Origin of the sequence: Afifella sp. JA880 (genome assembly GCF_025379905.1) — a bacterium.
GTDB lineage: Bacteria > Pseudomonadota > Alphaproteobacteria > Rhizobiales > Afifellaceae > Afifella > Afifella aestuarii.
This window is the reverse complement of record NZ_JAOANH010000001.1, coordinates 1,672,567-1,684,510: the sequence shown is the minus strand read 5'-3', so window position 1 is coordinate 1,684,510 and position 11,944 is coordinate 1,672,567. Positions and strand designations below refer to the sequence as shown.

The window sequence follows — 11,944 nt, the reverse complement described above, 5'->3', positions numbered from 1 at the left end:
CACGGGCCTGAAAGCATCGCCTGTGTGCCCCGCGGGACGATTGACGATGCCGCGGACCACGCCCTATCCACCAGCCAGCCGCCTCCCGCAAGCCTTGCAGGCACGTCCCTTCGTAGGGCCTTTGCGGTGCTGGCCGGGCCGCACGAAGGAGGTAGAGAAGACGCATGTCCAAAACCACCCAGGCGACGCTGGCTCTGAAGCGGGCGGGCGTCGCTTTCGCCGTGCATCTTTACGAGTACCATCCCGACGCGGCCCGCATCGGCCTGCAGGCGGCCGAGGCGATCGGCGCCGCGCCGGAGCGCGTGCTGAAGACGCTGATGGTGGAGGTCGATGGCAAGCCCGTCTGCACCGTCATTCCCTCCGACCGCGAGCTCAGCATGAAGAAGGTCGCGGCGGCCTTCGGCGGCAAGCATGCCGAGATGATGAAACCGGAGGCGGCGGAGCGGCTGACCGGCTTTCATGTCGGCGGCATCAGCCCCTTCGGCCAGAAGCGCAAAGTGCCGGCCGCGATCGAAGAGGCGGCGATGGCGCATGAACAGGTCATCATCAATGGCGGCCAGCGCGGCGTCATGGTGGAGCTTGCCCCCGCCGATGCGCTCAAAGCCCTTGGCGCCAAGGCGGTGTCGCTGATTGCCTGAGCGCGTTCCAGTTGCGGGATGAGGCGGTAGGCACGCCGCGGCCCACATGCTAGATAAGTTCCTCTTTCGTTCCTGACGGAGCCTTTGATGGTCCGACGCGCCGGCAGTGCCGATCTGCCGCTTCACAATGGCCGTGTCCCGGCCTGGCTCGGGCAGAGGATGACGGCGCTCGGCACGGTGATGACGGAGGCGATCGTCCATCATTACGGCCGCGACGAGTTTCTGCGCCGGCTCTCTCATCCCTTCTGGTTTCAGTCCTTCGGCGCCGTCATGGGGATGGACTGGCATTCCTCAGGCATCACCACCTCCGTCATCGGCGCCTTGAAGCGCGGGCTCGCGCCGCTTTCGGGCGAGCTCGGGCTGCATGTCTGCGGCGGGCGCGGCCGGCATTCGCGCAAGACGCCCGACGAACTCGTGGCGATCGGCGGGCGTGTCGGCTTCGACGGGACGGCGCTTTCGCGCGCGAGCCGCCTTGTCGCCAAGGTCGACAGCGCCGCGCTGCAGGACGGGTTCGACCTCTATCTGCACGGTTTCATCGTCACCGATGATGGCAAATGGGTGGTGATCCAGCAGGGGATGAACGGCGAGACGCGGCTTGCCCGCCGCTATCACTGGCTGTCGGAAGATCTGACAAGTTTCGTCGATGCGCCGCATGCGGCGATCGAAGGCCGCAATCAGGGCAGAATCGTCAATCTCGCCGACCACCGCGCGGCCGCCTCGCGCGAGCGCCAGATCGATCTTCTGCGCGATGTCGGCGTCACCGGCATCGTCCGCGAATTTGCCGCCCTCGATGGCAGGCCCGAGCCTGCGGCGGCCGAGGAAGAAGCGCCGCTTCTGCCGCATCTCATAATGCCCGAGCACCACGATGTGCGCCTGAAAGACGTGGTGAGCCGGCGGCTCCATGGGGCGCTCGCCGCCGCCGCCGAATGCGGGCCGCAGGATTTTTCCGAGTTGCTTCTGACGCCGGGCGTCGGCGCCCGCACGGTGCGCTCGCTCGCCATGGTGGCGGAGGTGGTGCATGGCGCGCCCTGCCGCTTCACCGATCCCGCCCGCTTCTCGCTCGCCCATGGCGGCAAGGACCGGCATCCCTTTCCGGTGCCCACAAAAGTCTATGACGAGACGATTCGCGTCATGCGGCGGGCCGTCGATCGGGCAAAGCTCGGCCAGGACGACAAGCTCGACGCCATCAAACGCCTCGACCGCGAGGCAAGGCGGCTCGAAACCGTGGCGGACGGCCCGACGCTTGCCGAATATACCGGCGAAGAGATGCGCCATTCGGCAGCCTATGGCGGGCGCAGCGTCTTCGGCTGGGAGAGCGAGGTGCAGGCGGCGGCGCGGCGGCCGGGGAACGCCAGGAGCGAAGGCGCGCCCGCGGCCAAGCCCTCACGCGGAAAGAAGGCGGCGCCTCCGGCGGACGATCTCTTTGCGGGCGATCTTTTCTCCGCTGATTCTTCTGGGGCTGATTTTTCTGGGGCTGATCTTTCGAGCGCCGCGCCCGCGCGAGGCCAGCGACGGCGCTCTGGCTGAGCGTGGCCATTGCGCCGGGACGGAGGCTGCCGTTGCAACACCGATGCGCTATGGAACGATGCGCTATGGAACGGGGCGCAATGGAACGGGGCGCTCTCAAAGGCGCAGGCAAGCGGAGAGGACGATTTTGACCACCATCTACGGCATCAAGAACTGCACGACGATGAAGAAGGCGCGCGCCTGGCTCGACGAGCATCAGGTCGATTACGCCTTCCACGATTACAAGACGGCGGGCATCGAGGAGCCGCGGCTTCAGGGCTGGGCGGATGCGGCCGGTTGGGAGAAGCTCCTGAACCGCGCCGGCACGACGTTTCGCAAGCTGCCGGACGAGAAGAAGGCGGATCTCGACCGCGACAAGGCGATCGCGCTGATGCGGGAGCAGCCCTCGATGATCAAACGCCCGGTTCTGGAGGCGCCGACAGGGCTTCTCGTCGGCTTCAAGCCGGCGGAATATGAAAAAGCGCTCGGGTGAGGCGCGAGCGCATTTGGGCGCTCATCCCTGCGGATGTGGGTGTGATTGCGGAGCGCCCCGCGTCTCGGCCGCTTGAAATCCCGTGAGATCAGGGCGGGCAGGGACACTCGCCGATTGCGTATACCGGAGCACCCAGACGCCGAAGCAGAGCGCGTAGAGATAGGCCGCAAATTCGAGCATTTCCTCCACCCCTTCGTGGTGGAAGTCCTCGCCGGCTTCGCCGATGAACAGCAAGAGCGCAGCGATGCCGAGCGGCCAGAAGGCGAGGAACCAGCGCGGCCTGATCATCTCCGCGATGTCATCGCGCCGCCAGAAGAGGCCGATGAGAGCGACGGCGGCGCCGCCGCTGAAGAGGACCGCTTTCCACGATCTTTCGATGCACGCGCCGCCATCAAAAGTGTGGCTTTCGCAGGCGGGCATTTCGCGAACGATGGCGCAGGCGAGCAGATAGGCGATCGGGATGCACCACGTGCCGATCGGCCCGGGCGAGCGCATGGCACGAATGAGGAAGAGCGCCGCGGCGAGGGCCACGAAAACGGCTTGCGGCCATTCCACAGGGCCGTTTTCGGCAAACCAGGCTGCGGCATGAGACGTCTGGGTTTCGACGAACCAGCCGATTGCGATGCCGATCACCGACAAAGCGACGCCGAAGCCGAGCCAGCGCGGAACAGAAGGATATGTTTGGGAGGGAATCATGGGACTGCGAACGTCTCATGACGGTCAGATGACAGACTGTCAATCAAGCTGAACGGTCGCTGCGGATCGGCGTTAAGATCTGTCTGCTCGTCGAGCAGCCGAGGCGCCCGAGAGCCGGCGAGACGTGCATCGTTAAGGGCCGGCTTCGCGATCGGTGCCGGAATGGTCGCGCCACCGCGCAACGCATCCAAGATTTTGGGAAATGCCTAGATTTTGAGAAATAAAGAGAAATGGTGCCCAGGGGCGGATTCGAACCACCGACACGCGGATTTTCAGTCCGCTGCTCTACCAACTGAGCTACCTGGGCATGGCCGGCGAGGCGAAGAGCCTCCGGCGGCTTGGGCGATCAGCCCGAAGCGATCGGCCTTATAGGAGACGTCGCCGCCGCTGTCCAGCCGTCTGGCGCGTTAAGGCGTGGATCGTTGCCGCCTTGCAATCCGCACGTTTGGGCTCGTGCTGCATCACCCACCCTTAAAGCTAATTTTACGCCGCCGCCTCCAAGGAAAAGGCGGGGGGCAGCGAAGCGATGGGCGATCTCGCAAAGCCGAAAGACACGGGGGCCGAGGGGGCCAAGAGCGCCGATCCGACCGCGCCCGGCCGGAAAGGGACGGTGGCCGAGGCACGGAGGCTGAAAAGCCTCGTCGTCGCTCTGCCGGGTGTCGACCTCCGCACGGTCATCGAGACCGTCGCGCTTTTGCGGTCGCTCGACGGCCAGCCGGGCCTTGATCCCTTTAATCGGCGGCCGGAGCGGGCTTCGAGCTGAGCCGCGCGACCCGCGCCTCTTTTGCGGGCCGCAACGAAATTTGCGGCGATCCCCACAGAAAAATCGGGTTCACGGGGAAATTCGTCACACCCTGTGATCTTCTGCGGGTTCTCTCCGAGGAGGCGAGCGCGAGCGCCAGGGCCGAACGAGACCGTGCGCCTTTTCAACGAACTGCCCTTTGTTTCAGATCGCTTCTAAGAGTTGCCTGCCGCGTCCGCAGTCGCCTCTTGCCGGAGGCCGCAGACCGCTCGCTTCGCAGATGGAGTTGAAATCACCGCCGAAGCCCCGCATAACCTTAACGAATCCTTGAGCGGAAGGCCGGGGCAATGGCGGCGCACCTATTCGCTGTACCAAAAGAAGTTGAAGATACAGAGCCGTCTGTCTTCAGCATCACGGCCGACGCCTTCTCCGTGAAGGTGACCGCGGATGGCGATGCGTTCTTCTTCGTCCGTCTTGAAAAGACTGGCCGCGGCGAGGTGGTGGTCTCCGACTTCGTGGGGGGATCTCAGGCGGAAGAGGATTTGATCCTCGCGCTCGATTACGCGCTCCGCGATTTGCGCGCCGGCGGACTGGAGCGGCTGATTTTCCGCGATCTCGTGCCCTGCGGCATGGAGGACGGGCGTTTCGGCTACAAACTGGAGCGGGCAAGCGAGCTTGCCAAACGCGCCAGCGATCGCCTCGCGACGCGGTACGGCTGTACCGTCCGCTCGTTCGCAGTCGAGCCGCGCGCCGGCAAAATGGACGCACATGTAGGCTTTGCCGCCGCCTGAGCGACGCGGCCGGCACGTTAATCCGAAATCCGAAAGAGCCGCGATATCAGGCCTGAGGCGACGCCTCGGCCTCAATCCTCGTCGTCGCTGCCGCCCGGTTCCCGAACGGCCTCGCCCGGAATGCGGTAGGCGCCGCCGAGCCAGCGGTTGAGATCCACCTCGCGACAGCGGGTCGAGCAGAAGGGCGCGTCTTCGGCGCTCGCCGGCTTGCCGCAGATCGGGCAGCGTTCGACGGCAGGGCCGCGACGAGGCCGCGTCAGGCGTGCGCTCATGCCGCAGGCTCCGTCCAGCGTTCGTAGACGTCGAAATGCTCGCCGGCGAGAAGGTTCATGGTCTCAAACAGCGGCAGCCCGACGACATTGGAATAAGAGCCGATGAGTTTCACAACGAAAGCCCCGGCACGGCCCTGGATGGCATAGCCGCCGGCTTTCCCCTGCCATTCGCCCGAAGCGAGATAGATCTCGATCTCGCTGCGCGACAGACGTTTGAAGCGCACGCGGCTTTCCACGAGCTTCTGCCGCGTCGCGCCCTTCGGCGTCAAAAGACAGATCGCCGTATAGACGCGATGCGCCCGGCCCGACAGGAGCCTGAGGCAGGCAGCGGCTTCGTCCGTCACTTCCGGCTTCGGCAGAATCCGCCGACCGACCGCCACCACCGTGTCGGCGGCGAGCACATAGGCGCCTTCGAGCGCCGGGTCGCGTCTGGCGGCCCGGGCCGCCACCTCCGCCTTGGTGCGGGCGAGCCGCCGTGCCATCGAACGCGGCAATTCCTTGCGCTCCGGCGTTTCCTCGATGCCGGCGGGCAGAAGGCGATCGGGGATGATGCCGATCTGGTCCAACAGCGCCAGGCGTCGCGGCGAGCCGGAGGCGAGCACAAGGGGGGCGGGGGGTTGCTTGTGGCGGTTCATTGGCCGTGGCGGCTTAAATCCTGCGCGCGGAGGCCGAAAGGCCGTCCGCAGCGGGCTATTTGTAGCGGTATGTGATGCGCCCTTTGGTCAGATCGTAGGGCGTCATCTCGACAAGCACCTTGTCACCGGCGAGCACGCGAATGCGGTTTTTGCGCATACGCCCGGCGGTGTGGGCAATAATCTCGTGGTCGTTTTCCAGCTTCACTCGGAAGGTGGCGTTGGGCAAAAGCTCAGTGACGACACCGGGAAATTCCAAAACCTCTTCTTTGGCCATCAATCACCTTGGGTTAGATTGGCGAGGATACGTACCCCAAACGTTTCAGCGTGTGAACCGGTTCTTAAGGGGTCGAGGCCGCTTTCGTCAGCCCTTTCGGGGCTGAACCAGCCTCTGCTCGATGTTTCGGGCAAGCCTGTCCCGCAGTTCGCGGTAGGCGGTGAGGATCTGTTCGCGGCTGCCTGTCGCCTGTGTCGGGTCGGGCGTCGGCCAGTATTCGACGTCGATCGCGAGCGTGCGCGTCAGCTCCAGGGCCTGGTGATGCGCTTCCGGCGACAGCGTGATGGCAAGATCGAAATTGAGATCTTCCAGCTCCGCCAGGCTTTTCGGCCGCGACTGGCTGAGCGCCAGCCCCTTTTCGGCGAGAACCGCATCCACGAAAGGATCGCGCCTTCCGGGCATGACCCCGGCAGACGCCACATAGATATGGGGTCCGAGGGCTTCGCGTGCCAGGGTCTCCGCGATTGGCGAGCGCACCGCATTGCGTCCGCACAGAAAAAGGATCGAAGCCGGCTGTGTCGACGCCTGCGCCGCCACCGGGGTCAGCCCCGCCAGTGCAGCACGCAGACCAGCGTGAACAGGCGGCGTGCCGTGTCGAAATCGACCTCGATCTTGCCTGTCAGGCGCTCCTGAAGGAGGCGGGAGCCTTCGTCATGCACCCCGCGACGGCCCATATCGATCGCCTCGATGCGCCGTGGCGAGCCGCTCTTGATGGCGTCGTAATAGCTTTCGCAGATGACGAAATAATCTTTGACGATCTTGCGGAACGGCGACAGCGATAGGATGTGCGTCATCACCTCCGTGTCGTCTTCCTTGCGGATGTCGAAGATGAGGCGCCGTTCGGCGATCGCCAGATTGAGCTTGTAGGGGCCTTCCTCCTTGCCGACGGGGGCGAACGAATTCTCGTCGATCAGGTCGAAGATGGCGACGGCGCGCTCGTGCTCGATATCGGGCGGGCCACGCCCGATCGATTCATCCAGATGGACAGCGACGAGTCGGTTCTTCTGCCCCGCATTCGCCATCACTCCGCCGCCTCACCGATTCATGCGGATGGTGAGGGCGCGCGCATGCGCCTCCAGACCCTCCGCACGCGCCAGCGCGATCGCAGCCGGGCCGAGATCGGAAAGCGCCGAAGGCGGGCAGGAGAGGATGGAGCTGCGCTTCATGAAATCGAGCACCGACAGGCCCGAGGAGAAGCGCGCCGAGCGCCCGGTCGGCAGGACGTGGTTGGAACCGCCGACATAATCGCCGATCACTTCCGGCGTGAAGCGCCCGAGGAAGATCGCGCCGGCATGGCGGATCTTCGGCAGAAGCCGCTCCGGATCCTCGATGGCGATCTCCAGATGCTCCGCCGCGATGCGGTCGGCGAGCTCTGCCGCTTCGTCGAAATGTTTGACCGTGATGACGGCGCCGAAATCGCGCCAGCTCGCCTCGGCGATCTCGCGGCGCGGCAGGAGTGCTGCCTGGCGATCGACTTCCCGGGCGACGGCTTCGCCGAAGGCCTGATCGTCCGTGACGAGGATCGACTGCGCCACCTTGTCGTGCTCGGCCTGCGACAAAAGGTCGGCGGCGAGCCAGGCCGGATCGTTTTCGGCATCGGCGATGACGAGGATTTCGGAAGGCCCGGCGATCATATCGATGCCGACCGTGCCGAAGACGCGCCGCTTGGCGGCGGCGACATAGGCATTGCCGGGGCCGACGATGATGGAGACGGGCTTGATCGTCTCCGTGCCGTAGGCAAGCGCGGCGATCGCCTGCGCCCCGCCGACGCGGTAGATTTCATCGACGCCGGCAAGCTCGGCCGCGACGAGAACGAGCGGGTTGAAGACGCCGTCGGGCGTCGGCACCGTCATGGCGAGCCGTTCGACGCCGGCGACCTTCGCCGGCACGGCGTTCATGATCACCGAGCTCGGATAAGCGGCGGTGCCGCCGGGGACGTAGAGGCCTGCGGAATCGACTGCCGTCCAGCGCGTGCCGAGCGTGACCCCGAGCGCATCTTCGTGGCGCGTATCCTCCGGCATCAGCCGCTCCTGGCCGGCTTTGAGCCGGTCGCGGGCGAGCGTCAGCGCCTCGAGCACGTCTTTCGGGCAATCCTCGACCGCGCGCTCGATCTCCTCGCGGCCGATCGCGGTACCGCGGGCCTTGAGATCGACCTTGTCGAAGCGCGCCGTCAGCTCGGCGAGCGCTTCGTCGCCGCGGGCGCGCACATCGGCGATGATGTCGCGCACGGCCTCGTCGACCTCCGCGGCCATCTCGCGCTTGGTGGCGAGAAACGCGGCGAAGCGTGTCTCGAAATCTTCATCCGTCGTGGAAAGTCTGAGCGCCATGGATCAAGCCCCGCGATCGTCAGGATGTCATGTGACGCGGCTGGCGCGGCGTCGACCAGGCGGGGCCAAGATCGGCAAGCCGCGCTTCGCAGCATTCGACCTTAAGCTTGATGGCCGCATCGCCGGCAAAGACGAGGGTCACCTCGCCGGCCGGGGCCGCGGTCGGAGCGAATTGCACGGCAAGCAGCGACAGAACGCGTTCGCCATCGTTGCGATCGATGCCGAAGCTTTTCGCCTTTTCCACGCGCTCGAAATGCAGGACGGCGCGCCGCCGTTCGAAGACGCGCGAAAGGGCCCGCCGCTCGGGCGCCGCCTCCCAGGCAAACCGGTTCATCGGGAGGAGGAGGCGCTTTTCCTGCGGCAGCCATTTGATGTCGCCGACCTTCACCACCGCGTCCTGAACATACGCGGAGATGATCTGCAGATCTTCCTCGTCCATTGCCATGAGACGCAGACGATCGCTCGAAGCCATGAACCCCTTCCCGATCTGACCTTATTGGCCGCTTCCGTTGTGACCGCACCGATCTTGGAGAAGCGCAGGCTCGCGCCTGCCGCTCCGCCATCGCGATACCGGCCCAAATCTCCCTTTTAGGCTCTAGGGCCTCACCGCGGTGAGGGCAAGGCGCGAACCGGTCCAGGATGCCTCAGGCGCGCACGCGCTCGATCTCGGCGCCGCAGGCTTTGAGCTTCTCTTCGAGGAGCTCAAAGCCGCGGTCGAGATGGTAGACGCGGTTGACCGTCGTCTCGCCTTCGGCAGCAAGACCGCCGATGACGAGTGACACGGAGGCGCGAAGATCCGTCGCCATGACCTGTGCCCCCGTCAGCTTCTCCACGCCGCGGATGGTCGCCGTCTGCCCGTCGAGACGGATATCGGCGCCGAGACGCGACAATTCCTGCACATGCATGAAGCGGTTTTCGAAGATCGTCTCGGTGATGTGGGAGGTGCCTTCCGCCCGCGCCATCAAGGCCATCAACTGCGCCTGCAGGTCGGTCGGGAAGCCGGGAAAAGGCTGGGTGGTGACTTCGACGGCCTTGAGCGGGCCGCCATTGCGCGCCACGCGGATGCCTTCGTTGGTCTCCGCGATCTCGATGCCGGCGTCGACGAGCGTGTCGAGGGCGGCACGCAGGAGATCGGGACGCGCGCCGGTCAAGGTGACCTCGCCGCCGGTCGCCGCCACCGCCATCGCGTAGGTGCCGGTTTCGATGCGGTCGGGAAGCACGGAATGCTCCGCTGCGGAGAGCGACGGCACGCCCTCGATGTGGATTTCGCGGGTGCCGGCGCCTTCGATCTGGGCGCCCATCTTCATGAGGCATTCGGCGACATCGACGACTTCCGGCTCGCGCGCGGCGTTTTCGATGACGGTTTCGCCCTTGGCGAGGGCGGCTGCCATCATCACCGTATGCGTCGCGCCGACCGAGACGCGCGGGAATATCACGCGTCCGCCGACGAGACCCTTCGGCGCACGCGCCTCCACATAGCCGCCTTCGACGGACAGCTCCGCACCGAGCGCCTGAAGCCCATGCAGATAGAAATCGACCGGGCGCGTGCCGATGGCGCAGCCGCCCGGCAGCGACACGCGCGCTTCGCCCATGCGGGCCAAAAGCGGGCCAATGACCCAGAACGAGGCGCGCATGCGCGACACGAGTTCATAGGGCGCCGTGGTATCGACGATCTCGCGGGCGGAAAGCTCCACCGTCTCGCCGGCCACGACCTCATGCGTGGAGCGTTTGCCGCGCACCGTGTGATCGACGCCGTGATTGCCGAGAATGCGCTTCAGCAGGGACACGTCGGCGAGATTCGGCACATTCTTGAGCGTCAGCGTCTCCCGGGAGAGGAGGCTTGCGATCATCAAGGGCAGGGTGGCGTTCTTGGCGCCTGAAATCGGGATCGTCCCGTTCAGGCGATTGCCGCCACGAATGCGAATACAATCCATCAATGCTCCTCTTGCGGCGTCTCGCCCGGGTTCGTCCCGCTTTGCCGCTTACGTCTTGTCGGAAACCGCGTCCGCGGATCGATCCGCCGCAGACCCGTCGCTTGCCGCGCGGGCCTTTTCCTTGCGTCGTTTCAGATTCGCCCTCAGCGCCTCGGCGAGCCTTTGCTCGCGCGCCTTGCGCGCCGCGTCTCGCGCCTCGTTCTTGTCCGGCTTTGCGCCCCGCATCGATCCTTCATAGACGAGCTGCCGCATGCAAGGAAGTCCAGTTGCAATCGGGCGAAAACGAGGCTCGTGCGGGATGGGTAGAGAGGATGCGGTCCTGCGTGTCCTTGTCGCAACAGAGGGCGTGCCAGACGCCTGTAACAGGGGTAGGCGACACCGATGCTGCAGAGACGGACCCGTTGAACCGGTGCCCGGAAGGAGGAGCAGGGGGCGTTGCCTCGGGGCGAGATCGCCCAGGCAGGGCCGCTGGCCTGTGTCGAGCTTGCCTCATGCGTGAGATTGCGCGCCTTCGCAGTTGCATGGCGCGGGCGCTTGTGGCATGGACCGGGCGCCTGAGGAACGGTTGCGCCGGTCCGGGACGCCCTGCGGGCGTCTTTTGGACGGCACGGTCACGGAAAGCCGCAGTAGCTCAGTGGTAGAGCGCACCCTTGGTAAGGGTGAGGTCGGGAGTTCAATCCTCCCCTGCGGCACCATTTTTCAGTTTTCGGAAAAGAGATGACGGTTTGGCCCCGTGCCAGCGGCCGATGGCCGCCGACACGCGTCCGCCGAGATGTCGGCGTCGAGGCAGACTACCCCATCACTCCCTCAATCTTCTCTGCGAGTGCAAAGTCTTTTTCCGTCAGGGAATCGGCGTCGTGGGTGCGCAGCGCGACGTCGAGGGTGCCGTATTTGACGGTGAGGTCCGGATGGTGGTCGGCGGCTTCGGCGAAATGGCCGATGGCGTTTGCGGCCAGCAGGCTTTTGGCGAAATTCTTGGTTTTGTAGCTGCGGCAAAGATAGCCGTCTTCGACGCGCCATTCCGGCAGACGGGTCTTGGCTTGTGCGGTGGCGTCGTGATCTGAGAAGCGGCGGGTTTCGGCCATGAAAGGCTCCCTCGGCTGGCCGCGGGGGCCCTCAGCGTCCTACGCGCCGGGCGCCTCCTTGCGGCGGATGATCGTGGTGCCGGCGCGCGCCTTTTCCAGTTCGAGCTTTTCCACCCGAAGCGCGACGATCGCGGCAAGCGGCTCTTCCAGGATCCGGGCGGCGATTTTCTCCGCCAGGGTCTCTACAAGGTCGAAATGCCCTTCGGCGACGATGGTTTCGATCGCATCCGTCAAAGCGTCATAAGAGAGAACGTCTTCGAGCTTCACCGGTTCGCCGGCAGGAGGGGCCGCGCGCGGCCGCGTCGCGACCGTCATGTCGAAGCGCACCTGTTGGGGCCCGTGCCTCTCACGCTGATAGGCGCCGATGCGCACCGGCAGAACGAATTCCGACACGAAGACGAGGTCGGCGCCTTCTTGCGCGGCAAGCCGCAACATGTCTTCGGCTTTGGCCAACATCGGCATCGGTCCTTAGGAGATTGCTGTGAGGTTGCTGCAGAGATTGCGGCGGCTGCGCTCACCCGCCGGCACAAGTTTGTAACCGCTAGATGCTT

Annotated in this window: 17 protein-coding genes and 2 tRNA genes; 6 read left to right on the top strand and 13 right to left on the bottom strand. The window is 65.3% G+C overall.

Annotated features, from left to right (window positions below; translation table 11 throughout):
* Positions 1 to 164 precede the first annotated feature (164 nt).
* The 3 genes from ybaK to NYQ83_RS07940 all read left to right on the top strand — a co-directional run bounded on the left by ybaK (position 165) and on the right by NYQ83_RS07940 (position 2,637).
* The gene (gene ybaK, locus NYQ83_RS07950) at positions 165 to 638 is read left to right on the top strand and encodes a Cys-tRNA(Pro) deacylase (protein WP_261213801.1); all 474 of its coding nucleotides are present in this window, start codon (positions 165 to 167) and stop codon (positions 636 to 638) included.
* 87 nt (positions 639 to 725) lie between these two features.
* Positions 726 to 2,165 (top strand): DUF763 domain-containing protein, encoded by a 1,440-nt coding sequence (locus NYQ83_RS07945; protein WP_261213799.1) that lies wholly within the window; start codon positions 726 to 728, stop codon positions 2,163 to 2,165.
* 124 nt (positions 2,166 to 2,289) lie between these two features.
* Positions 2,290 to 2,637, top strand: coding sequence for an ArsC family reductase (locus tag NYQ83_RS07940; RefSeq protein ID WP_261213997.1), 348 nt, complete (start codon positions 2,290 to 2,292; stop codon positions 2,635 to 2,637).
* A gap of 21 nt (positions 2,638 to 2,658) precedes the next feature.
* Here NYQ83_RS07940 and NYQ83_RS07935 read toward each other — a convergent pair whose 3' ends face one another.
* Together NYQ83_RS07935 and NYQ83_RS07930 are read right to left on the bottom strand one after the other, a co-directional pair.
* A complete protein-coding gene (locus NYQ83_RS07935; RefSeq protein ID WP_261213798.1) occupies positions 2,659 to 3,333 on the bottom strand; it encodes a hypothetical protein in 675 nt (224 codons plus the stop codon).
* Positions 3,334 to 3,564: 231 nt separating this feature from the next.
* Positions 3,565 to 3,640, bottom strand: a tRNA-Phe gene (locus tag NYQ83_RS07930).
* Between the two features lie 219 nt (positions 3,641 to 3,859).
* On the opposite strand from NYQ83_RS07930, the gene NYQ83_RS07925 reads away from it, so the two are divergent.
* Both NYQ83_RS07925 and NYQ83_RS07920 read left to right on the top strand, forming a co-directional pair.
* On the top strand, positions 3,860 to 4,096 hold the full coding sequence (locus NYQ83_RS07925; RefSeq protein WP_261213796.1) for a hypothetical protein: 237 nt from the start codon (positions 3,860 to 3,862) through the stop codon (positions 4,094 to 4,096).
* Positions 4,097 to 4,422: 326 nt separating this feature from the next.
* Complete coding sequence (locus NYQ83_RS07920; RefSeq protein ID WP_261213795.1) at positions 4,423 to 4,866, top strand: hypothetical protein; 444 nt, start codon at positions 4,423 to 4,425, stop codon at positions 4,864 to 4,866.
* A 71-nt stretch (positions 4,867 to 4,937) separates the two neighbouring features.
* On the opposite strand, the gene yacG is transcribed toward NYQ83_RS07920, so the two are convergent.
* The 9 genes from yacG to NYQ83_RS07875 form a co-directional block, all read right to left on the bottom strand.
* Entirely contained in the window at positions 4,938 to 5,138 is a 201-nt protein-coding gene (gene yacG, locus NYQ83_RS07915) for a DNA gyrase inhibitor YacG (protein ID WP_261213794.1), read from the bottom strand.
* Positions 5,135 to 5,773, bottom strand: coding sequence for a Maf-like protein (locus NYQ83_RS07910; protein ID WP_128292190.1), 639 nt, complete (start codon positions 5,771 to 5,773; stop codon positions 5,135 to 5,137). Before NYQ83_RS07910 ends, yacG begins: the two co-directional genes overlap by 4 nt.
* A 55-nt stretch (positions 5,774 to 5,828) precedes the next feature.
* The gene (gene infA / locus NYQ83_RS07905) at positions 5,829 to 6,047 is read right to left on the bottom strand and encodes a translation initiation factor IF-1 (RefSeq protein WP_028482718.1); all 219 of its coding nucleotides are present in this window, start codon (positions 6,045 to 6,047) and stop codon (positions 5,829 to 5,831) included.
* Positions 6,048 to 6,134: 87 nt separating this feature from the next.
* Complete coding sequence (locus tag NYQ83_RS07900; protein WP_261213995.1) at positions 6,135 to 6,593, bottom strand: low molecular weight phosphatase family protein; 459 nt, start codon at positions 6,591 to 6,593, stop codon at positions 6,135 to 6,137.
* Positions 6,590 to 7,069, bottom strand: a complete 480-nt coding sequence (locus NYQ83_RS07895; protein WP_261213793.1) for a UPF0262 family protein — start codon at positions 7,067 to 7,069, stop codon at positions 6,590 to 6,592. Before NYQ83_RS07895 ends, NYQ83_RS07900 begins: the two co-directional genes overlap by 4 nt.
* 12 nt (positions 7,070 to 7,081) lie before the next feature.
* Positions 7,082 to 8,374, bottom strand: coding sequence for a histidinol dehydrogenase (gene hisD, locus NYQ83_RS07890; protein WP_261213792.1), 1,293 nt, complete (start codon positions 8,372 to 8,374; stop codon positions 7,082 to 7,084).
* A 19-nt stretch (positions 8,375 to 8,393) separates the two neighbouring features.
* Positions 8,394 to 8,846, bottom strand: a complete 453-nt coding sequence (locus tag NYQ83_RS07885; RefSeq protein WP_261213791.1) for a DUF2948 family protein — start codon at positions 8,844 to 8,846, stop codon at positions 8,394 to 8,396.
* Between the two features lie 172 nt (positions 8,847 to 9,018).
* Positions 9,019 to 10,308 carry a UDP-N-acetylglucosamine 1-carboxyvinyltransferase gene (gene murA / locus NYQ83_RS07880; RefSeq protein WP_261213789.1) on the bottom strand — a complete coding sequence of 430 codons (1,290 nt, stop codon included), beginning with the start codon at positions 10,306 to 10,308 and terminating at the stop codon, positions 9,019 to 9,021.
* Positions 10,309 to 10,356: 48 nt separating this feature from the next.
* Complete coding sequence (locus NYQ83_RS07875; RefSeq protein WP_128292196.1) at positions 10,357 to 10,560, bottom strand: hypothetical protein; 204 nt, start codon at positions 10,558 to 10,560, stop codon at positions 10,357 to 10,359.
* 368 nt (positions 10,561 to 10,928) lie between these two features.
* On the opposite strand from NYQ83_RS07875, the gene NYQ83_RS07870 reads away from it, so the two are divergent.
* Positions 10,929 to 11,003, top strand: a tRNA-Thr gene (locus NYQ83_RS07870).
* A 96-nt stretch (positions 11,004 to 11,099) separates the two neighbouring features.
* On the opposite strand, the gene NYQ83_RS07865 is transcribed toward NYQ83_RS07870, so the two are convergent.
* The gene (locus tag NYQ83_RS07865; RefSeq protein WP_261213787.1) at positions 11,100 to 11,393 is read right to left on the bottom strand and encodes a 4a-hydroxytetrahydrobiopterin dehydratase; all 294 of its coding nucleotides are present in this window, start codon (positions 11,391 to 11,393) and stop codon (positions 11,100 to 11,102) included.
* A 39-nt stretch (positions 11,394 to 11,432) separates the two neighbouring features.
* On the bottom strand, positions 11,433 to 11,849 hold the full coding sequence (locus NYQ83_RS07860) for a dihydroneopterin aldolase (RefSeq protein ID WP_164879622.1): 417 nt from the start codon (positions 11,847 to 11,849) through the stop codon (positions 11,433 to 11,435).
* Positions 11,850 to 11,944: the final 95 nt, after the last annotated feature.